The organism is Verrucomicrobiota bacterium (assembly GCA_034440155.1).
Taxonomy (GTDB): Bacteria; Verrucomicrobiota; Verrucomicrobiia; order JAWXBN01; family JAWXBN01; genus JAWXBN01.
Window position 1 is genome coordinate 1 of record JAWXBN010000085.1, and the last position, 25,919, is coordinate 25,919.

A 25,919-nucleotide genomic window follows, 5' to 3' on the forward strand; every position below is an offset into this window, starting at 1 on the left:
CGGGTAACGCGGGACGACTTGAAATTCCTGCATGGCCCGCGGCAACGGGAGCCTGGTATTCAGCTCCACCATCCGCCGGTTGATTTTAATCTGGTCGACACCGGCCAGAATACTCTCGCGCAATTTGTCTTTGGCAATTTGCGCGGGGTTTTCCAGCAAGGCTTCGATCGTGCCGAATTGGTTGATCAAAGCAGCGGCGGTTTTCGGTCCGATACCTCGAATGCCCGGGATATTGTCGGCGCTGTCCCCGGTCAGGGAAAGCACGTCCCCAATTTGCGCGGGGGACACACCCCATTTTTCTCGCACTCCCTCGATACCGATCAGGGAAAATTGCCCGTCTTTACCGGGGGAATAAATCGTCAAGCTCCCGTCCACAAGCTGCATGATATCCTTATCATTCGTGGCGATGACCGTTTCCCAGCCAGCGGCCTTTGCCGCCACGGCGTAACTAGCGATGACATCATCAGCCTCTTGATCCTCGACTACGATCCGGGGGAACCCGAGTAACTCAGTGATCCCGTCAATGACCGGTAGCTGGCAGGACATGTCCGCGGGCATCTCAGAGCGGTTCTGCTTGTATTGGGGCAGTAGCTCCATCCTCTCGGCGGGTAATCCTCCGTCAAAGACCACGACCGCCAAATCAGGCTTCAAGTCGGAGAGCATCCGACGCAAGGCTTTAGCGAAGCCATACACCGCATTAGTAGGCTCACCTTGGGAATTCGTCAGTGCCGTAACCGCATAAAATGAACGGTAAGCGTAATAATGGCCATCAACAAGCAGGAGTCTCATAGGGGGTAAACCGTATAATAGAGAGCACACTCTTTGCAAGGGATTTCCCTCAGAGTCCAGGATTTTTTACTGCCATTCGTGGCGGGGGTAACGCCGGGAGAGTTCAGCCTTGAGCTTTGGGTAATGCTCGGTCCAGAAGCCGGCGAGGTCCTGGGTGACTTGGACGGGGCGTTGGTTCGGGGCGAGGATTTCGACGAGGAGAGGGACCCTGCCCATGGCAATGGAAGGCGTGGCCTTGAGGCCAAAAAGATTCTGGATTGTGGTGCTGAGTTTCGGGGTCGTGCCATCACCGAAATACTCGATCTTCCCGCGTTTCCCACTGGGCAGCTCTAATCTTTCCGGCGCATATTTATCGATGAGCGGGAGCTGGCTGCTATTGAGCCAACTGCGGAGTATGGGCCAGAGGGGTTTATCCTTGATCTCTTTATAAGAGACCGCTCCATAACAAAACTGCTCGATTAATGCCGCGATATCTTCTTTGGCCAGAGCGGCAATGCCCAGTTCTGGACAATTTTTCGCGAGGAAATTCACACGGATAAACCATTGATTCACCTCATCAGTCCATTCATGGAGGATCAGGTTCTTCTTTAGTACCTCGAGGGCGAGAATGCGGGCGGCACCGTCCTTGTCGACTTCATCGGTTTTTTTTAGTGACAGGGGCAGGTCTTTAAAGAGTTTGCGTCGGACACTAGTGACCCGGCGTTGGATCGCGTCAAAGATTGTTTCCATGTCCTCGGAGAAATCCTGCGGGAAAATCTCGCGTAACCATTCCTCTTTGACGGCCGTGATGATCTCCAAGGACACATTGAGTTCCCGGTCACGGCCCTCGATTTCCTGGACTTCCGCGGCCACTACCAGGGGACTGTGGGTGACGATCGAGTCGCGGGATAAATTCCCCTTACGCCCGTGAACGATCTGGCAACGGTGCGAACTCGCATCCAGACGGATGGCCAGATGGTCGATGAACCCGGTCAGGATACATTTCTGGATCACCTCGTCATTGGTGGGGCCCGGCTCCGTGTCGAGACCTTCCTCCTTTGCAATACGCAGGAAATGCTCGAAAAGAGGGCGCACCTGACGGGCGGACTGGGCATGGATGCCGAGTTTGCGACAGGTATCAATATGATATCCACGTTTATCCGCAAAGGTCCAAGCGCGCATGAGCATAAAAAAGTCTGACTCCGCACTGCCCCCCAGGATATCCTCGCGGTTCTCCCTCATTTCCTTGCCTCCCCCCCGGAGCAGGATATTCCGGCCCTGGGTCAAGGCCGCAATCAAGGCCACGGGATAAACACAGTGGTAATCCTGCGCCGCAAGCAACATACGAGCATAACGCGGATGCACGGGGAATGAAAGCATGCGCCGCCCCAGCGGAGTAATATGCCCGGTAGCACTCTCTAATGCCCCGAGGTCCTTGAGCAAGGTTTCGGCCCGGTCGAGGAGCTGGGGTTTGGGCGATTCCAGCCAGCGGAAAGTGCGGATATCCTCGATATCAGCGGCTTTTAAAGTAAGGATGACTTCCGACAAATCGAGCCGGTTAATCTCGGGAATCTCCTGCTCGGGGCGTGACCTATGATCAGCCTCGGTCCATAAACGCAGACAAATGCCCGGGGCTGTACGCCCGGCGCGCCCTGTCCTTTGGTCGGCGGAGGCACGGGAGATTTTTTCGATCAATAAAGTATTTATCCCCCGTTGCGGATCATATTTCGGAATGCGGGCGAGACCACCATCAATAACGACACGGACCCCGTCAATCGTCAGGGAAGTCTCGGCGACATTAGTCGATACAACCACTTTCCTCGCCTCATAACGGGCTACGGCGGCATCTTGGTCACGCGGCTGGAGCTCTCCGTGCAAAGGCAGGACCAAAAAACCTTTGGCTGAACGGCTGGCCTGGATCATTTGCACCGTGCGATTAATCTCGTATGCTCCCGGCATAAAAACAAGGAAGTCCCCCTCCACCCCGGAGGCAACCAAACGCTCGAACTCCTCACAGGCCTGGTCCCATACCGGAGACTCGTCGGCCTTGCGCAAATAGCTCACTTCCACCGGGAACGTGCGTCCTTCACTGGAAATAACCTTTGTACTAGCTCCGAGGTATTCACGGAGCTCTTCGACCGCCAGCGTCGCGGACATCACGATAATCTGTAAATCCGGGCGGATACTTTCCTGGATCTGTAAAGCCCTGGCTAGCGTGATATCCCCGTAAAGATGACGTTCATGGAACTCATCAAAGATAACCGTCCCGATCCCGTCGAGTCGGGGATTCGATAGCATTTGGCGCAACAAAATGCCTTCCGTCACAAATTTAATCCGAGTCTGGGATCCTGAATAATCCTCGAAACGGATCTGGTAACCCACCTCGTCACCCACACGCACACGGCGCTCGGACGCGACCCGCGCAGCTAACATCCGCGTGGCCAAACGGCGAGGCTGAAGAATCATGACCTGTCCATTGTCGGCCAACCCCCGTTCCAGCAGCATCTGGGGCACCTGTGTCGATTTACCTGACCCCGTCGGTGCGTGGACAATCACCCGTTTCGACACGCCCAGCGCGGCGAGGAAGTCTTCTTCAATCTGGTAAATGGGTAAGTCCCGATTCGTCATAAACCCCCATCAAAACGGCGAACACATTTTTTTGCCAGAAGAATCCTGAATTCATCTCCCCATCGAATAGGTTATAGAGAGAGAAAAAAAAGTGAAAGCCTGCCCAGTGACCTACACCCCGCAGGTCGAAAGGATTGTCCTCTACGCCGTAAATAGCCCTTTGAAATTATCCGAGGAATTTTTTGGCGATGACGACGGCGTTGTGGCCGCCGAAGCCGAAGGAGTCATTTACGGCGATATTGACCGTGCGCTCCTTGGGCGTATGGGCCGTGTAGTCCAGATCACATTCAGGATCGGGATTATCGAGATTAATAGTCGGCGGGATTATATTCTCTTGGACCGCCTTGATACAGACAGCCATTTCGATCGCCCCGGCAGCGCCGAGCAAGTGACCGGTCATGGACTTTGTGGAGCTGACAGAAAGGACTTTGGCGTGATCGGCAAAAACAGTCTTAATCGCCTGGGTTTCGCAAATATCCCCGGTCTGGGTCGATGTGCCGTGGGCATTTATATACTCCACATCCGTGGTATTTAGCTTGGCCCCGGCGAGGGCGAGCTTCAGGCAACGAGCGGCACCGGCACCTTCAGGGGCGGGAGAGGTAATGTGGTAAGCATCCGTGGTATTTGCATACCCGATGATCTCACCGTAGATTTTCGCACCACGAGCCTTTGCGCAGGAGAGCTCCTCCATAATTAAAACAGCTGAACCTTCACTCATGACGAATCCATCGCGGTCTTTATCAAAAGGACGAGAAGCCTTTGTCGGATCATCATTGCGGGTGCTCAAGGCACGCATAGCGGCAAACCCGCCGATCCCGAGGGAGCCAATGGCTGCTTCCGCACCACCGGCCAAGAAAATGTCAGCCCCACCACATTTGATCTCTTTATAAGCCTCGCCGATACAATGGGCGGCGGTCGCACAAGCGGAGACGATTGAAAAACTCGGGCCTTGGAGACCGTGCTCGATGCCGATGACCCCACCAGCGATATTACTAATGAGCTGGGGAATAATAAAGGGGGACACACGGGAAGGACCCTTTTCACGGAGGATCCGATACCCTTCTTCAAGGGAGAGAATCCCGCCGACACCTGAGCCGACATAAACCCCCACACGGGTGCAATCAATTTTACTAAAATCAAGACCAGCGTCTGCCACAGCTTTCCCGGAAGCAGCCACACTGAGCTGACAATAACGGTCATTACGGCGGGCATCCTTGGGATTCTTAAAATACTTTGAACCATCGAAATCCTTGATTTGCCCGGCAATCTGACAATCAAAGCCGGACACATCAAAACATTCAATGCGGCTGACACCACTTTTCCCCGCGAGCAAATTGCCCCACAGGGTGTCCAAGTCCATCCCGAGGGGAGAGACAATACCTATACCGGTTACGACGACTCGACGTTCACTCATAATTAATTACAAAAACGCGAACTTGCCGATGTAGCAAGCCCGCACTTTAAAAAATATTAAATCTTGCTGGGGGAGGTGAAAAACCTTTTCGGGAATTTTCCAGAAAGCACGGGGGAAGGAAATTCCCTTCCCCCATGCCGGAAAATCAAAACATGTGAGGTATTACTTGTCTTGCTTCTCTTCGATGTAGCGAATAACGTCGCCCACCGACTGGAGCTTTTCAGCGTCTTCATCAGGGACTTCGACGCCGAATTCCTCTTCAAAAGCCATGACGAGCTCTACTGTATCCAGGGAGTCCGCATTGAGGTCCTCGATAAAGGAAGCTTCAGGCTTCACTTGTTCGGGAGTAACCCCGAGTTGTTCCACAATGATTTCTCTCACGCGATCTTCAGTGCTTTTGTCTGCCATATATTTTCTCCTACGATTAGTGTTTCAAAAAATTGTTCAAATAACCATTCCCCCATCCACTGTCATTACTTGTCCTGTCATATAATTACTCATGTCACTGGACAGGAACCAAACGGCATTTGCAATATCTTCGGTGCCACCAAAACGGCTCAGGGGGATCTTTGCAAGTAAATTTTGACGAATTTCATCGTTTAATTTTCCGGTCATGTCCGTTTCGATGAATCCTGGGCAGATCACATTAACTTGAATCCCGCGTGAAGCGTACTCACGGGCAAGGGATTTACTCAGGCCGATCAGCCCTGCTTTGGAGGCTGCGTAATTTGCCTGACCGGCATTACCGATCAATCCCACAATACTGGAAATATTGATGATTTTGCCACTTTTCTGCTTGAGCAAATTGCGCGTGAAAGCTTTACAAATATTAAAAGCGCCCTTGAGATTAATATCCAAAACCGTATCCCAGTCTTCTTCACTCATGCGCATCATGAGTGTATCTCGGGTGACCCCGGCATTATTCACAATAATATCCAGACGGCCATGGACACCCCAGAGTTTCTCCGCAAATTCCTGAACGGCGGCGAAATCCGCGACGTTAAGCTGGCCGGCCTCGGCCTCCAGGCCTTCCGCCCGCATTTCCTCAACCATCTTGAAGGAACTCTCGGATTGGCTCACGGCAATAACCTTTGCCCCTTCACGGGCAAGCTTGAGTGCGATTCCTTTGCCGATGCCGCGACCGGCACCAGTGACGAGAGCGATTTTACCTGTTAGAGATTTTTCCATGAGTTGTAAGAATGGCTTCCCTGTTAATGTGTCCGTTGCCTTTTGCCAATCCTTTTTTTAAAAAATTAATATCTTTACAAAACCGGCTTGGCTTAGATTCCCTATCTTCCGATTAAATTTTTGACAGGGTTTCCTCGAGTGATTTTACGTCACTCATCGTGTAAACAACCGCTTCTTTATTGATCCGGCGCATGAGTCCCGAGAGGACATTACCGGGGCCGAGCTCGATAAAATCAGTGTAACCTTTCCCGATTAAATATTGCATGGACTGGTCCCAGCGGACCGATCCACACACTTGCTCGGTGAGGGTGTGGCGGATTTCGCCTTGCTCCAGGGCAAATTGCGCAGAGACATTTGCGACGACTGGTTCGACGGGTTTGCCCACAGTCATTCCAGCTAAAACAGCCCCCAGCTTTTCCTGAGCGGATTTCATAAGGCGGGAATGGTAGGCCCCGGCCACCGTCAGGGGAATCACTTTTTTCACCCCCTTGGCTTTTGCCACTTCCACAGCCTTTGCAATATTCGAAGCTTCCCCGGAAAGGACAATTTGCCCTGGGCTATTAAAATTAGCCACATCCACATCGGCCTCTTGCGCAATTTGCACGGCCGTCGCCTCATCAGCACCGATCAGGGATGCCATAGCTCCTTTGGTGGCGTCACAGGCTTGTTGCATGAATGTCCCGCGTTGCTCCACAAGCTTGAGACCTTCCTCGAAAGAAAAAGTCCCGGCAGCCGTGTGAGCGGTGAATTCTCCCAAGGACAAACCTGCACAGGCCCCGATTTGTAAATCCGGCTTATTTTTCCTGAGTATAGCAAGGGCAGCCATGCTGTGGGTGAAAATCCCGGGCTGGCAATTCGATGTCTTGGTCAGTTCCCCCTCCGGGCCGTCGAAACAAATCCTGGAGAGTTTGCGCGCCAGGATGGTATCAGCCTTTTCAAACACATCCCGGGCCTCAGCAAATTGTTCCGCGAGATCACGGCCCATTCCCACTGATTGCGCACCCTGCCCGGCAAATAAAAGACAATACGTTTTACTCATAATTGGCGACGAGTATGCGAAATGACGGATTCCACGCAATCAAAAAGATTTTTTCGCCGCCGTAGCCCCATGAGCAATTTGCTCCCGAAACCCCGTGGGCAGAAAGGTGAGCAAACTAAAAAAAGAACATCAATCAACCACTCCCAGAAGACTAACTCATTGATACTGTGACCTTAATGTCCGCTGTGTCCTGACCCGGCATGGTCGCAAATGCAGGCGTACTCAGCCAGTTTACAACCCCCGCATATCTCCGAATTAAAATCGATACGCAAATTCTGCGGTTTAGCAGAGGCATCCTTACGGATTTGAAGAACGATGCGATATCCGTTGCCTTCGGGAAGCGCGGTTTTTGAGATTATAAAATCTCCCGATCGCTCAAACTCGAGGGCCACCTTGCCGGTCTTTGTCTCGGCACTCGCGCTGACTACCAGTGCTCCGGCGGGAACAGCTTTCATTTGCTCGTCGAGGAGGGTCATACGGATTTTTCGATCCGGTTGGACGTAGAACTCAATATATCCTAAATTCGTTTCGAGAATCTTGCCGCCACTGGGTCCGGCGACATTATGATGATCACCTGCCGTCCAGGCGGTCATCGTAGTCATGAGAATGGCGATCAATAAGGTGAATAAGTATTTCATAAACTTCTGCTCTTTCTCTGGGTTATTTTTTTAAAAATATTTTTTGGCACATTACGGTTCAAAGACTTTTTCTCTCGATAAGCGTCTCCATCCAGTCATAGAGGATGGGGAGAATGATTAATGTCAAAAATGTGGAGGTAATGATTCCTCCGATCACTACCGTGGCCAGAGGCTGCTGCACCTCAGCACCTGCCCCGCTTGCAAAGGCCATCGGCAGAAAGCCCAGCGCGGCGACCATCGCGGTCATTAGCTTTGGGCGTAAACGGGTCAGCGTCCCTTCTACCACGGCGTCACGGATGGATTTGCCCTGTTCGCGTAGCTGGTTAATGAAAGAAACAAGCATCACACCATTAAGTACGGCGATACCAGAGAGTGCGATAAATCCAATCGCCGCCGAAATGGTAAAGGGCATACCGCGTAACCAGATAGAGAGGACACCTCCCGTCACAGCCAAAGGAATGCAGAGAAAGACGAGCGCCGCCTGACGCAGAGAACCGAAACTAAAGAATAGCAGAATGAAGATCAGTGCCAGGGACAGAGGAACGATAACCATCAATCGTCTCGATGCCTCAATATAGTTTTTAAACTGGCCTCCGTACTCGATGCGATAACCTGGGGGGAGCTTGATCTGATCGGTTTTTTCACGGGCCTCCTCGACCCAGCTTGTCACATCCCGGCCCCGTAGGTTGACCATGATTGCCGCCCGTCTCTGACCTAGCTCACGGGAAATTGAGTTCACCTTTTCCCCGACTGTAAACTCAGCGACCTGTCCGAGGGTTAAGAGTCCTCCCTCAGAGGTCCTCACCGGCAGCGATTTCATCACCTGCATGTCATTGCGGATATCCTCAGGTAACCGGACGACCACCGGATAACGCCGATTCCCGTCGATGACCACACCACTTTCCATCCCTGCCAGTGCGGTGGAAACGGCCTCATTGATTTCGGAAACGTGGACGTTATAACGTTTCATCGCTTCACGGTCGGGAGATATTTCCAACAGGGGAGCTTTACCCAGTGCGTCGAACTCCACCTCGGCAGACCCTGGCACTTTCTCAAGAATTTCGCGGACCTCTGTGGCGATCCTCTCGATTTCATCATACTGATCCCCAAAAACTTTCACGGCGATATCCGCACGCGTACCCTCCAGAATTTCATTAAACCTCATTTCGATGGGCTGGGAAAAAAGGTAAGCCTGCCCGGGAACCTGAATCCCGAGTTCTTTGCTCATCAGACCAGCCAACTCCTCTTTGCTCCGGGCTGTAGTCCACTCGTTCTGTGGCTTATAGAAAATGTAGCTATCAGAAACATTCACCCCCATGGGGTCTGTCGCCACCTCCGCGGTCCCAATGCGGCTAAAGGTATAGGTGACCTCCGGGAACTTTTTGAGCAGCACTTTTTCTGAGGCTATTTGCATTTCCACCGATTTATCCAGGCCGATGCTTGTAGTGCGGATCATGTGTGTGGCGAAAGATCCTTCATCGAGCTGGGGAATGAATTCCTTGCCCATTCGGTTCAAAATGAATAAAGATGCAATAAATAAAATGAGGGCTCCACTGACAAATATCCACCGGCGACGGAGCGCTCTGAGCAATAGTGGAGTGTATATGTTTTTAAAAAATGTGACCAGACGACTATCCCTTTCCTCGATCTTCCCGCCGAGAAAGTAAGAACACAAAACAGGCATCAAGGTCAGGGCCAGCACAAGCGCACCGACTAATGCCATCATGACGGTAATAGCCATGGGCTTGAACATTTTCCCCTCGATACCCGTCAGAGCGAGTATGGGTATGTACACCACCGTCACGATGAGCATCCCAAAAAACATCGGGCTACCCACCTCTTTGGCAGCGATGAGAACCTCATGGCAACGCTCTTTGACACTCAGGACACGCCCGAGCTCACGCTGCCGATGGGCGAGATGACGGATGATATTCTCCACCATGACTACCGCTCCATCTATAATCAGCCCAAAATCGACTGCGCCCAAGCTCATGAGATTTCCCGATATTTTCGTTTGTACCATCCCCGTGATGGCAAAGAGAAAGGAAAGTGGGATCGCCGCCGGAGCGAAACGTGAAACGCTTGTTTTTCTGAATTTCGAAGATGAGCGACTCTCGGGAGTGGATGCTTCCGCCCTTTCCTATTTGCTGGAGGAATACTACCGCCAGTTTCCCCTAGTTTGATACATTGTTAATGATTGTCCGAATTCTTAATGGAGAACTAGGAGATAACTTTCAAAGGAATTACCTTAATTTAACTTTAGAATATCATTTATATATAATGATTTATCACGGTAATTAGATTGTTTAACGTAAGATTAAATTCGCAGATTATAGTGCAATATCTTCTGTTCAAGCTCTTTAGTTATTTTTATGATGATCTTTCAGTTTAAGTGTCGGATTGCGGGAATATTTTAAAATTAATCTTTTAGGATAGGTCTGTAGATGTCCTAGGGGTAGTAGTAAATTAAAGGGGTATTACAAATAATAAAAATGAATTTATACTCACACAGCCTTCCAAATACTTCTCCCGATTACTGGGAAAAGCTGGAGATTCATCTGGATGAAGTAGCATCCTTGGCGGTACAATTTGCGGAAAAGATAGGATCATCTAGTTGGCTTCATAATGCTGGCTGGTTACATGATTTAGGGAAGGTGGCTCCAGAGTTTCAGAACTATTTACTCCGAGAAAACGGGTTCGATCCCTCGGAGACCGATGATAGTGTGGGCGGAAGGATTAACCACTCAAGTGCAGGAGCAGCATTTGCAGAGGAAAAGTTTAATTCTGGTCAACGGCTTTATGGAAGGATTCTTTCCTATATCATTGCAGGGCATCATGCCGGTTTACCGGATTGGCATCCATCTGATTCAGCAAATGCAGCACTTTTAGTCAGGCTGTCTAATGAGGGGAAAAAGAATATTGATGCGGTTCGTCACTTGATAGGATTTGTTGACAAGGAGCTAAAACCTGTCAATTCGCTTCCTTGTCATATCACCCGTAAAAATCTGCATTTTTGGATTCGCATGATGTTTTCATGTTTGGTTGATGCAGATTTTTTACGAACAGAAGCATTCATGTCGCCAGAACGTTCAGCAGAAAGGCGTAGTTCCGTGGGGCTTAATGAACTTAAAGATAAGTTTGATGGTTTCATGAGACAAAAAACGAAGTATGCTCCACAAACAAAAGTTAATCAAATCCGCAAAACAGTATTAGATTCTTGTCGTGCCGCAGGTTCACAAAAAGCGGGGCTGTTTTCCCTGACTGTGCCGACAGGAGGGGGGAAGACACTTTCGTCGATGGCATTTGCCTTGGAACACGCGACAGTCCACCAGAACAACAGGATCATATACGTTATTCCCTACACAAGTATTATTGAACAGACAGCTGCTATCCTAGGAGAAATATTCGGATCCGAGAATGTAATTGAACATCACAGTAATATTAATTCAGATAAGGAAACCCAGCAGAGTAAACTAGCATCAGAGAACTGGGATGCCCCAATTATTGTAACGACGAATGTCCAATTCTTCGAGTCTCTTTATGCCGCCAGGCCAAGCCGTTGTAGGAAACTACATAATTTACAAAATAGTATTGTGATACTTGACGAGGCTCAATTACTTCCTCCTGACTTACTTGGCCCCTGTGTGGATGCCTTGAATGAATTGACCGAAAACTATCAAGCCACAGTACTTTTTGCTACGGCGACACAACCAGCATTACCGGGAATAAGTCATGTCCGTGAGATTATTCAGGACTCCGTTAGTATTTATGAGGAGTTGAAGAGAACGGAGATTGTTTTTCCTCAAGATATGAACACGTGCAGTTCTTGGGATCAAATTGCTGGGGAACTGAGAAAAAAAATCCAAGTGCTCTGTATTGTTAATACAAGGAAGGATTGTAGGACACTCCATGGACTCATGCCCAAGGGAACCGTACATCTTTCTACGTTGATGTGTGGTGAACATCGTTCGTTCACGATTCGGAAAATTAAGGAAAATCTCAAGACTGGTCAATCCATTCGTGTCATCAGCACTCAATTAGTTGAGGCGGGTGTGGACATTGATTTTCCGGTAGTTTACCGGGCTCTGGCAGGATTGGATTCCATTGCGCAGGCTGCTGGGCGTTGTAATCGCGAAGGCAAACTCAATGATCAAGGGTCGCTAGGGCATGTTCATGTCTTTATCCCTCCTAAAAGCTCACCCCCCGGATTACTTCTTAAGGGGGAAAATGTGACACGGGAACTCTACTCCATGGGTAATATTGATGCACTTGCCCCTGATTCATACGAACGTTATTTTAAGTTATATTATTCGTCACTCAATGACACTGGGCAGGGTATCCTTAAAGATCTAATCCCCGATAACGATGAACTTGCCATCCCTTTCAGAAGTATAGCGACGAAGTTCCGTTTAATAGATGATAGTGCTCAACGTACTGTGCTCGTCCCCTACGGTAATGGCAAAGAGTTGATCCATGAACTTAAGATTACTGGTCCATATCATCAACTTCTCAGAAAATTACAACGCTTTACGATCAATCTTCCCGTCAAGTTGTTTGACAGATTCAAAGCGGCAGGCAGGATTTCTGAAGTTAATGAAGGTTTTTTTATTTGGGAAGGATGGTATGATGAGGTTACAGGAGCTGATATTTACGAGGAGGGACCTAGTGATGAAGATTGTATTGTTTAACTCAATAACCACGGAGGAATCATGAAAGGTTTTTGTCTGGAAGTATGGGGCGACTACGCCTGTTTTACCCGTCCGGAGATGAAGGTGGAACGGGTGAGTTATGATGTAATTACCCCTTCATCTGCTAGGGCTATTTTTGAAGCGATTCTGTGGAAACCTGCCATTCGCTGGAGGATACAACGCATTGATGTATTGGCTCCCATACGATGGATTTCAGTGCGTCGTAATGAGGTTGGTAGCGTGATGTCAACTCGTTCAAAAGTAGGTATCTTTATTGAAGAAGACCGTCAGCAAAGAGCTGGACTGTTCCTTCGTGATGTCAAATACCGGTTGTTTGCTGAATTTGAATTTATCCCTCCAGATAAGAGGGGAAAAGGATTAAATCCCGTTCCCGAATTTCTTCAAGGAGACATCGAAGAGAATAAGATTATTCGCCAAGATGAAACCCCGGACAAGTATGCATCCATGTTTGAGCGGCGGGCGAGGAAAGGCCAGTGTTTCAATCAGCCCTATCTCGGATGCCGTGAGTTCTCAGCTTCCTTCCGTTTGGTTGAACCGGGTAGGGAAGCATCTCAGCCTATTTCTGAAACACGCGATTTAGGGTGGATGCTTTATGATTTGGATTATTCTGATCCGATTGACCCCAAGCCCCGTTTTTTTCGGGCAGAACTCAAGAACGGTGTGATCGATCTCGATCATGTGGAGGTTAGATCGTGAGCGAACTGCACACATCCTATCCGGCACTGCTTGATCAAATTGCACATGTACATCAACAGGCCCAGGTCGGTGCGGCGGGTGCGGTTAACTCTCATCTCATTATCCGCAACTGGCTGATTGGTGCTTATCTAGTTGAATATGAGCAGAAGGGGGAAGACCGGGCGCGATATGGAGTTCAATTGCTTCAGCATGTTGCTCAGGATTTAAAAATCAGATCTGTAAATGGGTGTAGTCGCCAAATGTTGGAACGGATGCGGTTGTTCTATGTTGCGTATCCTCAAGTCTCAAAAACGATATCCTCACCGTCGGTGAGCATTTTTAATAACCCGCTTGTATACAAAGGGTTGCAAATTAGCTGTCCACCGGTGAGCAAAACCGGTTCCCCATCCGATAGGCACCCCTCACCCCTACCACCTGAGATGGTTCTTAAATTATCTTGGACGCATCTTGTCGAGCTTCTTGGAGTCGATGATTCATGGGAGAGGGCATTCTACGAGAACGAATGCCTCAAAGGAAATTGGTCGAAACGCCAACTTCAACGCCAGATTGGATCACTTCTTTACGAGCGGACGGGGCTTTCCTCGGGCAAACAGTCCTTGATTGAACATGCCAGAAATCAGGCTGCACAAGCCCCTACTCAAGTAGCCGATCTGATCCGAGATCCCTATGTTTTGGAATTCACCGGTCTTTCGGAAAGATCCCACTATCTTGAAAAGGATCTGGAGAAAGCCCTCCTCGAACATCTTCAAACTTTTCTCTTGGAACTAGGCACGGGTTTCTGTTTTGAGGCCCGCCAGAAACGGATCACTGTGGGTAACAGTCATGACTATCTGGATATGGTATTTTACCACAGGATTCTCCGTTGCCACCTACTTATTGACCTGAAAACCAGGCCATTTGAACACGGTGATGCAGGACAGATGAATTTCTATCTCAACTATTGGAAAGATCAGATGATGGGAGAGGGAGATGGACCTCCGGTTGGACTCTTGCTCTGTACAGCTCGTGACCAGACCAAGGTCGAATATTCTACTGGAGGGCTTGACCATCAGCTTTTTGTCTCTCGGTATCTGGTCGCCCTTCCTGATCCTCAAAAGCTTCAACAACTCATCGAAACAGACCGTGTTGTCTGGGAACAGCATCATACCCCTGACGTCCCTATTTCTAACAACGAGGTAAAACCATGATTCTCCAAGCCCTGAAGGAATATTATGACAGGAAAGCCGCCGACCCAGACAGTGAGATCGCCCCGATAGGGTTTGAGTGGAAGGAAATTCCCTACATTGTCGTGATTGATTCGACTGGAAAATCGGTCTCGCTGGCCTGTACATACGAAGGGACGGGTAAGCAAAGAAGGGCAAAACGATTTCTGGTGGCTCAGACAGTTAAACGAACCGCGGGTGTCGCGGGAAACTTTCTTTGGGATAATCCTGAATATGCACTTGGCATTGATCTGAAAGGAAAGCCGGATCGAGTGGTTTTGCGACATAAGGCGTTTGTTGCTCGAATCAAAGAAATGGAGACCATTGGAGATGATGGCGTCACGGCTCTTCTGACGTTTTTGGACCAACCAGACAAAAAGGTGGTCATTGAGAGGTTTGATGAAGTAGCTAAACAATTAATCGAAGAAGGATCCAATGTCTCATTCAGATTAGCTGGCGAGATGGGATTGATTTCAGATAGCCCCAAAGTCCGGGCATTCATTCAAAAATCGGCCTCAGTATCTGGAACCTCTAAGGTGTGTTGCATGGTTACAGGAGATGTTGATGATTTTCAGGAAACACACCCAGCCATCAAAGGGGTATGGGGTGCGCAGACGTCCGGTGCCAATATTGTCTCTTTCAATCAATCGGCATTTCGTTCCTTCGGTAAAGAGCAGGCTGGAAACTCACCTGTGGGCAAACAAGCTGTCTTTGCCTACACGACCGCTTTGAATGGATTGCTCCATAAGGACTCCAAACAGCGCATGCAAGTCGGAGATGCCTCGACTGTTTTTTGGGCGGAGAAAGAAACCGATTTGGAATCCCATTTTGTGGACATTTTTGGTGAAGCTGCCAAAGATAATCCTGATGCTGGCGTGAAGGCTGTTGAAGGGCTTTTCAAGGCAATCAATAATGGGGCCTATGCGGCAAGTGAATCACAGACACGCTTTTATGTTCTCGGGTTGGCACCGAATGCCGCAAGGATCTCTGTCCGGTTTTGGATTGTTGGAACGGCTGGGGAAATGGCCGGAAAAATAGCCTCCCATTTTAAAGATTTGGAAATTGACCACGGACCCAAGGATAGACCGTATTTCTCTCTTTTTAGATTGCTCGTCTCGACAGCTTCCTCGGGTAAATCGGAAAATATTTCCCCGAACCTCAGCGGCGATGTAATGAGAGCTATTTTACAAGGGCTTCCTTATCCTGAAACCCTCCTCCACGGGGTTACTCGAAGGATTCGAGCTGAAAGGGAAGTCACTCACATCCGTGCTGCCATCATCAAAGCCTGTATCAATCGAAAAACAAGATTTAACAATCCACATGAACCAGAGGAGATCAAAGTGAGTCTCGATATTAAAAATACAAACATCGGTTACCGTCTAGGGCGGCTTTTTGCTACCCTTGAGAAAATCCAGCAAGAAGCCAGTCCGGGTATCAACGCCACGATCCGCGATAAATTTTATGGGGCGGCATCGGGTTCCCCTGTTACCGTTTTCGGCAATTTAATGCGATTAAAAAACCATCACCTTGCCAAACTTGAAAACCAGGGAAGAAGAGTAAATTTGGAACGTCTCCTCGGCGAAATTATGGATGAGATCGGCGATTTCCCTGCTCATTTGCCTATTGGTGACCAAGGGCGATTTTCAATTGGTTACTACCACCAGATGCAATCGTTTTACACAAAGAAAACTGAAGAACAAAAAAAATTAAACATCAACGAAAGAATCCATGATGAATCCGATTAAAAACCGATATGACTTTGTACTTATTTTTGACGTCCTAGACGGTAATCCCAATGGCGATCCAGATGCAGGCAACTTACCCCGGCTCGACCCCGAAACAGGTTGTGGTCTGGTCACGGATGTCTGCCTGAAGCGAAAGATCAGGAACTATGTTCAAATCACCAAAGGACTCTCTTCACCATTCGATATATTTGTAAAAGAGAAGGCTGTGTTGAATAAACTCATAGATGAAGCCCATGAGCAAGAAAGTGTAAAATCTAAAGAAAAGGGTGAAAAAACAGAAGAGGCAAGAAAATGGATGTGTTCAAAATATTTTGACATCCGCACCTTTGGTGCAGTCTTGAGCACAGGAAAAAATGCTGGTCAAGTCCGCGGTCCAGTCCAGCTTACATTTGCACGATCAGTCGATCCGATTGTCACTTTGGAGCATTCGATCACTCGTATGGCTGTCGCGACCGAAGCGGAGGCTGAGAAACAAGGTGGTGACAACCGGACAATGGGACGCAAAAACACCGTTCCTTATGGTGTCTATGTCGGCCATGGGTTCATCTCGGCTCATCTTGCGGCACAAACCGGATTTACGGAAGATGATCTTAATCTTTTATGGGAAGCACTGAAAAACATGTTTGAACACGACCGCTCGGCGGCACGAGGGACAATGTCGATGCAGAAATTGGTTGTTTTTAAACATGATACAGCCCTTGGGAATGCGCCTGCGCACGAACTTTTCAAAAGGGTAAGCTTGAAAAAGAAAGATTTAGAAAAACCGGCCCGTTCCTTTGATGATTATGACTGTTCAGTAGATGAGCAGGGACTCCCATCTGGTATTACCATTGAGTCCATCTAAATAGGATTAGAAGTGCTTAAAGTCATGGAACAAGAACAATCTATTCCCCTTTCGGCACTCCAGCATCATCTTTTTTGTCCGAGGCAGTCTGCGTTAATCCATCTGGAGCGGCTCTGGCAGGAGAACCGTTTTACGATGGAGGGAAGGGTTTTACACGAGACAGCCCATGACCCTTCTGCTTCAGGAACGGATGGTAAAGGCGTTCGATTGGCGAGGGGATTATCCCTGTCTTCAACCCGGCTAGGGCTTTACGGTGTTGCTGATGTGGTGGAGTTCCATCCGGATGGGAGGGTGGTTCCTGTGGAATATAAGCGGGGTAAACCGAAGGAGCATGACGCAGACCGGATACAGCTCTGTGCCCAAGCATTTTGCCTCGAGGAAATGCTCTCGGTAGAAATTCCTTTGGGTTTTCTCTTTTATGGCCAGAACCGGAGAAGGGAGGAGGTTTCTTTGGATGGCACACTCCGGGAACACACGGAGCAAATTGCAGCAGATTTGAGGGCAATGCTTAAATCCGGGGTAACTCCCAAGGCGGTACGTGAGCCGAAATGTGATAGTTGCTCTCTGATAGACCTTTGTTTGCCGGAGGCTATGAGATACCAGAGTGTCAGGGAATACAACAACCGGCTTTTTGACCATTTAAATGAGAATGATCCATCATGAAAACACATCTCAATAGCCTTTATGTGACATTGGAAGGATCGTGGTTAACCAAAGATGGTCAAGCAGTGGATATACGTCATGAAAAACAATCAAAATTAAGGGTTCCTCTCCATAATCTCGAAAGCATTGTATGTTTGGGTTATGACATCGGGATGAGTCCCCAACTAATGGGTGCTTGTGCTGAAGCGGGTATAACGGTCTCATTTCTGTCTCCGAACGGGAAGTTTATGGCGTCAGTGCACGGGCCGACAAAGGGAAATGTCCTGCTGAGACGTCAGCAATATAGAAAAGCGGATGACGAAGAGGCTTGTCTATTGATTGCCAAGGAGAATATTGCCGCAAAAATTGCCAACGGTAGAACTGTCCTGCTTCGAGCAATACGCGACCATGGAGCCGATGATCTATTGGAACAAAAAAGTCTGGCTTTAGCCCGATCTGTGGATGAAGCCCGGAGAACCAACTCTCTGGATGCGTTGAGAGGAATCGAGGGGGATGCGGCTTCTTCTTATTTCCAAGCTTTTCCCCGGCTTATTCGCTCCGATGAACCGTCTTTTGTTTTTAAAGACAGGAACCGTCGTCCACCACTGGATCCGGTTAATGCACTGCTATCCTATCTTTACACGATTTTAGCGCATGATGCTCGTTCGGCTTGCGAATCTGTAGGGTTGGATTCATCTGTAGGATTTCTCCACCGGGATCGTCCTGGGCGCCCTTCTTTGGCTTTGGATCTCATGGAGGAGTTCAGACCTGTTTTGGCAGATCGGTTAGTGCTGTCTTTGATTAATCGGCAACAAATCAAACGCACAGACTTCAAAACAAGGGAGTCGGGTGCAGTGGAAATGTCTGATGAAACACGGAAAGCTATTCTTGCTGCTTACCAAGAAAGGAAGCGGGATGAGGTTCACCACCCATTTCTCAATGAAAAGGTAACAGTGGGTCTACTTCTTCTCTTACAAGCCCGTCTACTTGCCCGTCATATCAGGGGTGACTTGGATGCTTATCCACCTTATATCTGGAAATAATCATTTATGTATATTTTGGTCACTTATGATGTCGCCACCTCCGATGAGGGAGGTGCTCGCCGATTACGCCGTGTCGCTAAAATTTGCCTTGATTACGGTCAGCGTGTTCAAAATTCAGTTTTTGAATGTAAACTTGACCCCGCCAAGTTTATTGAACTTAAAAGTCGTCTGACATCCGAAATAAATGATAAAAAGGATAGCCTGCGCTTCTATCACCTCGGCAATAACTGGGAACAAAGAATCGACCACATCGGAGCAAAACAATCCTATAATATTAATGGCCCGTTAATCCTTTAAATCTTTTCCGCGAACCCCTAACGATGGATATGTTCCCCTAAAGGTTCGCGCTAGGTATAAAGCATTTTCTATCAGTTCTTTGAAAACTTTATCAAGGGTATTTTAAGATATTGCCTAGCCCATAATGTCAGGTTCGCGGAATAACCCTTCTTTACTGTTGTTATTAAGTGAGTTAGTTTCTGACCGTCGCGCCCCACACGGGGCGCGTGGATTGAAACTCAATGCTGCTAGGTAAAAAACTCCGGCTGTCAGTCGCGCCCCACACGGGGCGCGTGGATTGAAACGGCAATGAGATAGACTAGACTAGTTATCCCGGGCGTCGCGCCCCACACGGGGCGCGTGGATTGAAACTATGCAGCTAAATATTGCGCTAAACTTGGAGATGTCGCGCCCCACACGGGGCGCGTGGATTGAAACTCCCCTACCCAGTTTCCCCCACCCATAGATGCAGTCGCGCCCCACACGGGGCGCGTGGATTGAAACGCGCAAGTCGCCGATGCCAATAATGCAACGGCTGTCGCGCCCCACACGGGGCGCGTGGATTGAAACACTTAATTGCATATTTTCCTTTTGTTTGGTTTAGTCGCGCCCCACACGGGGCGCGTGGATTGAAACATCAGGTTGCACATCGGGGAGCTCCGTGATGAGGTCGCGCCCCACACGGGGCGCGTGGATTGAAACGCCGTTGCGCAGGGAGTCTAAGCAACTTTCGGGGTCGCGCCCCACACGGGGCGCGTGGATTGAAACCATTTTTTTCCTTTAGAAACACCCTCTAGGTTGAGTCGCGCCCCACACGGGGCGCGTGGATTGAAACAGTAGATTTCCCAGCCTGTCCGAGATTAAGTCCGTCGCGCCCCACACGGGGCGCGTGGATTGAAACTATTTTATAGTTTTCCACTAAGACCAATGGACGTGTCGCGCCCCACACGGGGCGCGTGGATTGAAACCTCTTGCTGACTACTCCAGGCCGTAGGGGCCTCCGGTCGCGCCCCACACGGGGCGCGTGGATTGAAACTTTCTAACGACTCCTAGCTTGTTAGGAGTGAATAGTCGCGCCCCACACGGGGCGCGTGGATTGAAACGCAGCGTTACACAGGACTACACGTATCTGCGCAAGTCGCGCCCCACACGGGGCGCGTGGATTGAAACTGCACTCTCATCTTGAGCAAAGCGCCTGCCTCTAGTCGCGCCCCACACGGGGCGCGTGGATTGAAACTTTTTTCATAAGTTCCCACTGACGCTCGGCTAGTCGCGCCCCACACGGGGCGCGTGGATTGAAACGCGGGAATGGCTATTGTTAAGGGCAAAATCGTCGTCGCGCCCCACACGGGGCGCGTGGATTGAAACTGCACTCTCAGCTTGAGCAAAGCGCCTGCCTCTTGTCGCGCCCCACACGGGGCGCGTGGATTGAAACTAAAACGCGATTTCCAGGGGCCGAGGATGCCTCAATAGATAGAGCCAATAGGCACCTGCCCACCACATCGTCCGAGCCGATTCCTTAGTGGTGATCCCCTATGCACGCCCATTTTAGCGTTTCTTAATGATACAATAAATGCCTATGACAGAAAAGATCACCACTGCTGCCCAAGCGCCCACGGAGGGGAAAATACGACTGCCTTTGCCGAGGGCGAGGGAGAAATTCGTCACAAAAAAGAAGGAAATAAAGAGGATAAAAGGATAGGCGATGCCAGCGATCGGATCACGTTTGGTCACACTGGCAGCAAAAGGAATCGTAAATAAGGCGATGGCCAAACACCAAAATGGCATAGCATAACGGTAATAAAGCATCGTGAAATAGGGAGCCAAACGGGATGAACGGTAGCTTTTATTCTGAGCGATATAATCCCGGATTTCATTTGAGGTCATGCCTTCGATATCCTTGTTGTTACTGGCGAGCATCTGGCGGGGGGTCTCGATAAATTCCGAGTAATTTCGGGCAGGGATATTCTCGGCACGGGCCTCCCCTTTTTGCTCATCGAAATAAATCTCCCGGATATCATAAAGCTGCCATTCATTATTCACATAAGCCGCCTTACGGGCGTAAATTTTGCGGATATCACGGCCTTCCGCGTCCTGCTCGGTGATTTCCACGTCCTCGGCTGTGGTCCGGGTGACATTAAACATTTTGATATACCAGAAACGGAACTGGCTACCTTGGAAATATTGGACCTTGCGCCGGATCAGGTCCCCGGCGTCATTCCTCTCCCCTTGGATCAGCATCTGCCGACTCCGGTCGGTATAATCCGCCGTCGTATTCCGGTTCATCAAAAGTAATAACCCAGAAGCTGCTAAAGTCATCAGGATCATCGGGGCGGCAATCCGCTCCATGGCTATCCCGCAAGCACGCATGGCCACAATCTCATTATTTTTTGCCAGCGTGACTAAAGTGTAAATCAGGGAAACCAGCAGGGAAACCGGCACCATATACATGAGAAGATAGGGAAGATTCAAGAATAGGTATGACACCGTCTGGCCAAAAGTCAGACCGATTTTGACAATATCCTCGAGCTCACTCATCAGTATCTGAATGGTGAACATAAAGATCATGGCCGCTAAAACCATCAACCAACTCATGCAGAACTCGCGTAATACGTGAAAATCCAATATCTGGGGCCGCCAATAAACCCAAGCTTTCCGGCTGGAATCAGGTTTTAAGTGTAACCACCGGTCAATCTTCGAGGCCGATTGTCCGGACTCCCCTCTGGAAAGGGCCTCCGGGACATCCTCCCCGATATCTCTATGCTCGTTGTTATGATCCATAATTCATCGACAGGAAAGCATACAACCTGATTTAGTCCTTTCCGACAACGTTAAAAAGAAACTGACAGAACCGGATTTTCTGTTGTAATTTGTATTCTTAAAACTATGAGTCCATCCCTTGAATCCCAGTTGAACGAAAGTATCGAAGTCCAAAGCTCCCTGAGCAATTTGCTCCCCGTCATCCAAAAAGCCTCTGAAACAGTACTCTCCTGCCTCTTGGGCGGCGGGAAAATCCTGTCCTGTGGCAATGGGGGCAGTGCCGCTGATGCCCAACACCTGACCGAGGAATTCATCGGGCGTTACCGCTCAAACCGCATTCCCCTGCCGGCTGTGGCTTTGACTGCCGATACTCAGGCGATTACTTGTATCGCTAATGATTTTGGCTGGGAAGAAATTTTCTCCCGCCAGGTCCGCGGCCTCGGGCGCAAAGGGGATATCTTGGTGGCTTTCAGTACGAGCGGGAATTCAGAAAATGTCATCCGTGCCTTAAATGCAGCCAAGGAGCTCGGTGTCATAACGATAAACCTTTCTGGAAAAAACGGCGGTAAATCAAAAGGTTTGGCCGATATTGAGATCATTATTCCGAGCCAAAACACAGCTCGAATACAAGAAGCCCACACATTTATCCTCCACTGCATCCTTGAGCACGTCGAAAGCCATTATGCGTAAGTCGCTTTTTTTATTCATTCCAGTCTTGGCCAGCGTACTTTTATGGACGGCTTGTTCAAAAAAGACTGAGCCCGGAACGGTTCAAAATCCGGAAAAACCAGCCGTGAACGAATCCTCCTCGATTCCATCTGGGTCACCCACAAATACTTTCGAGCAAATTGCGACGAATAATGTGGCCGATTCCTCGGTAGAGGAAAAACTCTCTGCACCTGCGGTTACAAATAGCGTTTCGACAAATAACACATTCCACCTCATGGATCGCTGGCAACCTGACATCCCCCCTAATGATATTTCGGGTGCACCCGTATTTATCACAAATCGTTTTGCCAGCACCATTACCTCCAGCCCAAATATTAAAATCGAGAAGTTCAGGGACATGTGGGCAAAAGGGGCCTCCATTGAACAAGCCGAATCACTGGTTATCGAACAAACCAATAGAATGAACCCCTCAATCCCGAAAGAGGAGATCAAGACCCCGGCAGGAACCTCTGGGGCAAAAACAGCCGAGGATCAGGAAAAAGAACTCCTTGAGAAAATGAAAAACCCGGACATGACACTGGCGATGATTCCAAAAATGGCCACTCAAGGCGAGACTTCAATCTCCGAAACGATGAAAGCCCGTAGTGATGCAAAGCCCACGATCACCATCCTCTGCTACCATCAATTTGACAGTGCCGGACCCTACTCGATGAAAACCGAGGAATTCCGCCAAAACCTACAGGAGATCAAAGCCCGGGGATTTACGGTTATTCCTATGTCCCACGTGGTTGAATACTATCATGGCAAAAGGGATCAACTCCCTGAAAAATCCTTGGTCATCACGATTGATGACGGCTACCGCTCTGTTTACCTGCATGCTTATCCCCTCTTAAAAGAGTACGGATTTCCTTGGGTTTTTTATATTTATTCCGATTTTGTGAATAGTGGAGCTGGCTCTGTCACTTGGGAGCAACTCAAGGAAATGTCAAAAAACGGTATGGAACTCGGCAGCCACTCGAAAAGCCACCCTTTCTTACCTAAAAAAGGAGGCAAAAACCAAGAGCAATACGACGCATGGTTGGATGCCGAAATCGTCCAATCCCGGAAAGTCATCGAGGAAAAAACCGGGGTGCCGGTCCAAACATTTGCTTATCCCTACGGGGCCTTTGACAAATATGTGCGCGCAAAAACCATCCAAGCCGGTTATGAAGGCATCGTGACTGTCGTCCACGCCAATAATTTCACCCATTCTGACCCGATGGAGCTGAACCGTTTTGTGATGACTAAAGGTTATTCGATCACCCAGGCATTAAATGCCGCTGATAAAAACTTAGCCTTGCCATTGGCCAATCTTGAACCCTCCTTGGGGAGTCATCTACCCACTGCCCCCCAAATCATATCGGCCACGCTGCCCAGTGGATATACGACAAATGCCACCAATATCTCGATGACCATCGGGGGAAATAATATTAACGGATTCAACTACGATCCTGCGACCCAGACACTCACCCTGACTAATCTACCCCCGGGACTCAAAGACAAAGTCATCCTTAAAGTGACAGCTAAAAACGACCAGACCGGCCAAAAACAGACCGGCACTTGGTATTTTAATGTCCTCGCCCAAAATCCAGCATCTGTCAAACCAGCCGAACCCGTAGGAGCCAGCCCTGAAAGCCCTCCTACCACTCCCCACCAGCAATGATTCCCCATAATCAACGATGTGTATGTCCAAGGAGCATTCTTGTTCTTTGTCTATTTCTATCACTCACCGTGACTGAGCTTTTCGGCTCAGCCGTACTCCAACAAAAGATCATCGACCAGTTCAATAAATCAGCGACCATCCTCAACCAACAAACTTACCAGGACTTCGAGCAAATTGCTTCACAGACAACAGACGATCAAGCCCTTGTCGCACACCGGATGTCTGGATATCTGGAGGAAGCCCTCAAACTCCAGTCTGAATCCAAAAAATCCATCATTCCCTCAAGGCTCCAAGGGCTTTTCTGGTATTGTTACCGGGCGGGCCAATACGACATCACCTCAGGCATTTATAAAATACTGACAACACGTTATCCTGAACAATCTTTACCCGCCGATCTCAGCCGTGCGGCTGCGGATTCGAGTAAAAGAATCGCCTCCTCAAAAGCCCTGATCCCCCAGATCGCCGGGGCTCAAAAATCTGGAAATCTCGGGCTCATGCGTTCCCTTATTGAGCAAGCCGAACAGATCAATCCTAATTCACCAGAAATCATGGCTTGGCGGGAAAAACTCTTCAGTTCAACAGCGACCGCCCAAAATATCCTGAATGAAATGCAACAAGCCTACAATGACCAGAATTATGCCGTATTACCCTCCTTATTGGAAAAAATGAAAGCCGAAAGCACTAAAACCCCCGGAACCGATTCTTTTGTAACAGAGGCCGCCGGACTTATCGCTTTATCGAATAAAAATCTCAAATCAGCGGACTCTCTCGTTCAAAAAGCTCTAGAGGCACAGAATAAGGGGTTCACCATCGACGCTGCCCAGATGGCATCAGAAGCATTAAAACTCTCAAAACAAAATGCCCAAGCAAACGATCTCCTTAATCAATGGGGGCAACAACTCCGAGCCTTTCAGGAAATTGAAGCCCAGATCAAAGACTGCTTAAATAAAAATGATTATGCGGGGGCATGCAGTCTCTATAAGGAACTCTCCACCACCCCCTCCTCACAATCCTCTGAATTCATCAAAAAACACAAAGAATATGAAAGTATATCCCATGAACAAATCGATCAGGTTAAGGCAATTGCCATCCTGCTGGATCAAGGTCGTTTTGCCGAAGTCCTGCCCGGTATTAAAAAATGGGCTCCTGTCGTACAGAAAAAAGAAGTGGGCGTGACTGTCGGACGGGAGCTCGAAAAACAAAAAAAATATGAACTGGCCATGAAATATTACGAGCTCAGTGAGGATACTTACATGATTAACCGTGCCCGTGATTTGGTGGCCAAGGAAAGCTCGAAATTCGATGCGAAGTCCCTCTTGGATAGGTACAAAAAAAGCATTCTAAAAATCTCTACGGTCACTAATGAAACCACCGGCGCAGCAAAAATGGGAACAGGCTTCATGATCTCGGCCAACGGATATATCCTGACAAACTGGCATGTCATTGACGGAGGCAAAAAGATCTCGGTCATCATTGATAAGGACCAGCAACAATTTAAGGCAACATTGATTCCAGAAGGTTCCTCCAAAGAACACGATATTGCCCTTCTCAAAGTGGATGGACTACAGGGTGAACCCTTAAGATTTGGTAACTCCGATGCTGTCGAGATTGGCGATAAGGTATTCACCATTGGTAACCCTTTGTTGACAACAAACGTCATTACAGAAGGAACATTATCAAGCAGGCAAACGGGAATTGAAGGTTTTAAAAATACCCTCATCCTCGTGGCCGGCATACCTGCTGATCACGGAAATAGTGGGGGTCCTATATTTAATGAATTTGGTGAAGTCATTGGCATTCTTATGGGCGGAGCGGAAGACACGCGGATCAGCCTGGGAATCGATATTCGTAATATTTCAGAAAAGATCGCCCCCTATATCAGGCAATAAAAAATCCGGCTATTTTTTAGTAATAGCCGGATTAAACTGGTTTATCAGATTGCTTATTGGAGGGATT

21 protein-coding genes and 1 CRISPR repeat array are annotated in these 25,919 nt (G+C 48.9%); of the genes, 12 read left to right on the plus strand and 9 right to left on the minus strand.

From position 1 onward, the window contains the following. The 8 genes from SGI98_08895 to SGI98_08930 form a co-directional block, all read right to left on the minus strand. Nucleotides 1-789, minus strand: a 789-nt coding sequence (locus tag SGI98_08895; protein ID MDZ4743517.1) for a 5'-3' exonuclease H3TH domain-containing protein, incomplete at its 3' end; no start/stop codon positions are given. Between the two features lie 66 nt (nucleotides 790-855). Beyond that, on the minus strand, nucleotides 856-3,396 hold the full coding sequence (hrpB, locus tag SGI98_08900) for an ATP-dependent helicase HrpB (protein MDZ4743518.1): 2,541 nt from the start codon (nucleotides 3,394-3,396) through the stop codon (nucleotides 856-858). Between the two features lie 166 nt (nucleotides 3,397-3,562). After that, the gene (gene fabF / locus SGI98_08905) at nucleotides 3,563-4,810 is read right to left on the minus strand and encodes a beta-ketoacyl-ACP synthase II (protein MDZ4743519.1); all 1,248 of its coding nucleotides are present in this window, start codon (nucleotides 4,808-4,810) and stop codon (nucleotides 3,563-3,565) included. A 162-nt stretch (nucleotides 4,811-4,972) separates the two neighbouring features. Then, nucleotides 4,973-5,218, minus strand: coding sequence for an acyl carrier protein (gene acpP / locus SGI98_08910; GenBank protein MDZ4743520.1), 246 nt, complete (start codon nucleotides 5,216-5,218; stop codon nucleotides 4,973-4,975). 36 nt (nucleotides 5,219-5,254) lie between these two features. Further along, entirely contained in the window at nucleotides 5,255-5,998 is a 744-nt protein-coding gene (gene fabG / locus SGI98_08915) for a 3-oxoacyl-[acyl-carrier-protein] reductase (GenBank protein MDZ4743521.1), read from the minus strand. Between the two features lie 112 nt (nucleotides 5,999-6,110). Then, a complete protein-coding gene (gene fabD / locus SGI98_08920; protein MDZ4743522.1) occupies nucleotides 6,111-7,037 on the minus strand; it encodes an ACP S-malonyltransferase in 927 nt (308 codons plus the stop codon). 173 nt (nucleotides 7,038-7,210) lie between these two features. Next, nucleotides 7,211-7,675 (minus strand): hypothetical protein, encoded by a 465-nt coding sequence (locus tag SGI98_08925; GenBank protein ID MDZ4743523.1) that lies wholly within the window; start codon nucleotides 7,673-7,675, stop codon nucleotides 7,211-7,213. Nucleotides 7,676-7,733: 58 nt separating this feature from the next. Next, nucleotides 7,734-9,698, minus strand: a complete 1,965-nt coding sequence (locus SGI98_08930; protein MDZ4743524.1) for a CusA/CzcA family heavy metal efflux RND transporter — start codon at nucleotides 9,696-9,698, stop codon at nucleotides 7,734-7,736. A gap of 7 nt (nucleotides 9,699-9,705) precedes the next feature. Between SGI98_08930 and SGI98_08935 the strand changes: the two genes are divergently transcribed. The 9 genes from SGI98_08935 to cas2 all read left to right on the plus strand — a co-directional run bounded on the left by SGI98_08935 (nucleotide 9,706) and on the right by cas2 (nucleotide 18,853). Beyond that, entirely contained in the window at nucleotides 9,706-9,858 is a 153-nt protein-coding gene (locus SGI98_08935) for a hypothetical protein (GenBank protein MDZ4743525.1), read from the plus strand. 309 nt (nucleotides 9,859-10,167) lie between these two features. Then, entirely contained in the window at nucleotides 10,168-12,363 is a 2,196-nt protein-coding gene (gene cas3, locus SGI98_08940; protein MDZ4743526.1) for a CRISPR-associated helicase Cas3', read from the plus strand. 21 nt (nucleotides 12,364-12,384) lie between these two features. Beyond that, the gene (gene cas5c, locus SGI98_08945) at nucleotides 12,385-13,080 is read left to right on the plus strand and encodes a type I-C CRISPR-associated protein Cas5c (GenBank protein ID MDZ4743527.1); all 696 of its coding nucleotides are present in this window, start codon (nucleotides 12,385-12,387) and stop codon (nucleotides 13,078-13,080) included. After that, nucleotides 13,077-14,267: a PDDEXK nuclease domain-containing protein gene (locus tag SGI98_08950; protein MDZ4743528.1), complete on the plus strand. Its 1,191-nt coding sequence runs from the start codon at nucleotides 13,077-13,079 to the stop codon at nucleotides 14,265-14,267. The genes cas5c and SGI98_08950 overlap by 4 nt, the downstream gene beginning before the upstream one ends. Then, entirely contained in the window at nucleotides 14,264-16,027 is a 1,764-nt protein-coding gene (gene cas8c / locus SGI98_08955; GenBank protein ID MDZ4743529.1) for a type I-C CRISPR-associated protein Cas8c/Csd1, read from the plus strand. Before SGI98_08950 ends, cas8c begins: the two co-directional genes overlap by 4 nt. After that, nucleotides 16,014-16,871, plus strand: a complete 858-nt coding sequence (gene cas7c, locus SGI98_08960; GenBank protein MDZ4743530.1) for a type I-C CRISPR-associated protein Cas7/Csd2 — start codon at nucleotides 16,014-16,016, stop codon at nucleotides 16,869-16,871. The genes cas8c and cas7c overlap by 14 nt, the downstream gene beginning before the upstream one ends. Nucleotides 16,872-16,895: 24 nt before the next feature. Then, on the plus strand, nucleotides 16,896-17,534 hold the full coding sequence (cas4, locus tag SGI98_08965) for a CRISPR-associated protein Cas4 (GenBank protein ID MDZ4743531.1): 639 nt from the start codon (nucleotides 16,896-16,898) through the stop codon (nucleotides 17,532-17,534). Then, nucleotides 17,531-18,556 (plus strand): type I-C CRISPR-associated endonuclease Cas1c, encoded by a 1,026-nt coding sequence (gene cas1c / locus SGI98_08970; protein MDZ4743532.1) that lies wholly within the window; start codon nucleotides 17,531-17,533, stop codon nucleotides 18,554-18,556. Before cas4 ends, cas1c begins: the two co-directional genes overlap by 4 nt. A gap of 6 nt (nucleotides 18,557-18,562) precedes the next feature. Further along, complete coding sequence (gene cas2, locus SGI98_08975) at nucleotides 18,563-18,853, plus strand: CRISPR-associated endonuclease Cas2 (GenBank protein ID MDZ4743533.1); 291 nt, start codon at nucleotides 18,563-18,565, stop codon at nucleotides 18,851-18,853. Nucleotides 18,854-19,038: 185 nt separating this feature from the next. Then, a CRISPR array of direct repeats spans nucleotides 19,039-20,267; the repeat unit is 33 nt; unit sequence GTCGCGCCCCACACGGGGCGCGTGGATTGAAAC. 113 nt (nucleotides 20,268-20,380) lie between these two features. Here cas2 and SGI98_08980 read toward each other — a convergent pair. Then, nucleotides 20,381-21,613, minus strand: coding sequence for an LptF/LptG family permease (locus SGI98_08980; GenBank protein MDZ4743534.1), 1,233 nt, complete (start codon nucleotides 21,611-21,613; stop codon nucleotides 20,381-20,383). A gap of 105 nt (nucleotides 21,614-21,718) precedes the next feature. Between SGI98_08980 and SGI98_08985 the strand changes: the two genes are divergently transcribed. From SGI98_08985 to SGI98_08995, 3 genes are all read left to right on the plus strand, one after another. After that, nucleotides 21,719-22,282, plus strand: a complete 564-nt coding sequence (locus SGI98_08985) for an SIS domain-containing protein (protein ID MDZ4743535.1) — start codon at nucleotides 21,719-21,721, stop codon at nucleotides 22,280-22,282. Further along, nucleotides 22,254-23,963, plus strand: a complete 1,710-nt coding sequence (locus SGI98_08990; protein MDZ4743536.1) for a polysaccharide deacetylase family protein — start codon at nucleotides 22,254-22,256, stop codon at nucleotides 23,961-23,963. The genes SGI98_08985 and SGI98_08990 overlap by 29 nt, the downstream gene beginning before the upstream one ends. Nucleotides 23,964-24,031: 68 nt before the next feature. Then, the gene (locus SGI98_08995) at nucleotides 24,032-25,852 is read left to right on the plus strand and encodes a serine protease (GenBank protein MDZ4743537.1); all 1,821 of its coding nucleotides are present in this window, start codon (nucleotides 24,032-24,034) and stop codon (nucleotides 25,850-25,852) included. Nucleotides 25,853-25,919: the final 67 nt, after the last annotated feature.

Coding starts and splice junctions, on each gene's coding strand:
- hrpB (MDZ4743518.1), bottom strand. CDS start 3,396: ATGACGAATCGGGACTTACCCATTTACCAGATTGAAGAAGACTTCCTC.
- fabF (MDZ4743519.1), bottom strand. CDS start 4,810: ATGAGTGAACGTCGAGTCGTCGTAACCGGTATAGGTATTGTCTCTCCC.
- acpP (MDZ4743520.1), bottom strand. CDS start 5,218: ATGGCAGACAAAAGCACTGAAGATCGCGTGAGAGAAATCATTGTGGAA.
- fabG (MDZ4743521.1), bottom strand. CDS start 5,998: ATGGAAAAATCTCTAACAGGTAAAATCGCTCTCGTCACTGGTGCCGGT.
- fabD (MDZ4743522.1), bottom strand. CDS start 7,037: ATGAGTAAAACGTATTGTCTTTTATTTGCCGGGCAGGGTGCGCAATCA.
- SGI98_08925 (MDZ4743523.1), bottom strand. CDS start 7,675: ATGAAATACTTATTCACCTTATTGATCGCCATTCTCATGACTACGATG.
- SGI98_08930 (MDZ4743524.1), bottom strand. CDS start 9,698: ATGGTACAAACGAAAATATCGGGAAATCTCATGAGCTTGGGCGCAGTC.
- SGI98_08935 (MDZ4743525.1), top strand. CDS start 9,706: ATGGCAAAGAGAAAGGAAAGTGGGATCGCCGCCGGAGCGAAACGTGAA.
- cas3 (MDZ4743526.1), top strand. CDS start 10,168: ATGAATTTATACTCACACAGCCTTCCAAATACTTCTCCCGATTACTGG.
- cas5c (MDZ4743527.1), top strand. CDS start 12,385: ATGAAAGGTTTTTGTCTGGAAGTATGGGGCGACTACGCCTGTTTTACC.
- cas8c (MDZ4743529.1), top strand. CDS start 14,264: ATGATTCTCCAAGCCCTGAAGGAATATTATGACAGGAAAGCCGCCGAC.
- cas7c (MDZ4743530.1), top strand. CDS start 16,014: ATGAATCCGATTAAAAACCGATATGACTTTGTACTTATTTTTGACGTC.
- cas4 (MDZ4743531.1), top strand. CDS start 16,896: ATGGAACAAGAACAATCTATTCCCCTTTCGGCACTCCAGCATCATCTT.
- cas1c (MDZ4743532.1), top strand. CDS start 17,531: ATGAAAACACATCTCAATAGCCTTTATGTGACATTGGAAGGATCGTGG.
- cas2 (MDZ4743533.1), top strand. CDS start 18,563: ATGTATATTTTGGTCACTTATGATGTCGCCACCTCCGATGAGGGAGGT.
- SGI98_08980 (MDZ4743534.1), bottom strand. CDS start 21,613: ATGGATCATAACAACGAGCATAGAGATATCGGGGAGGATGTCCCGGAG.
- SGI98_08985 (MDZ4743535.1), top strand. CDS start 21,719: ATGAGTCCATCCCTTGAATCCCAGTTGAACGAAAGTATCGAAGTCCAA.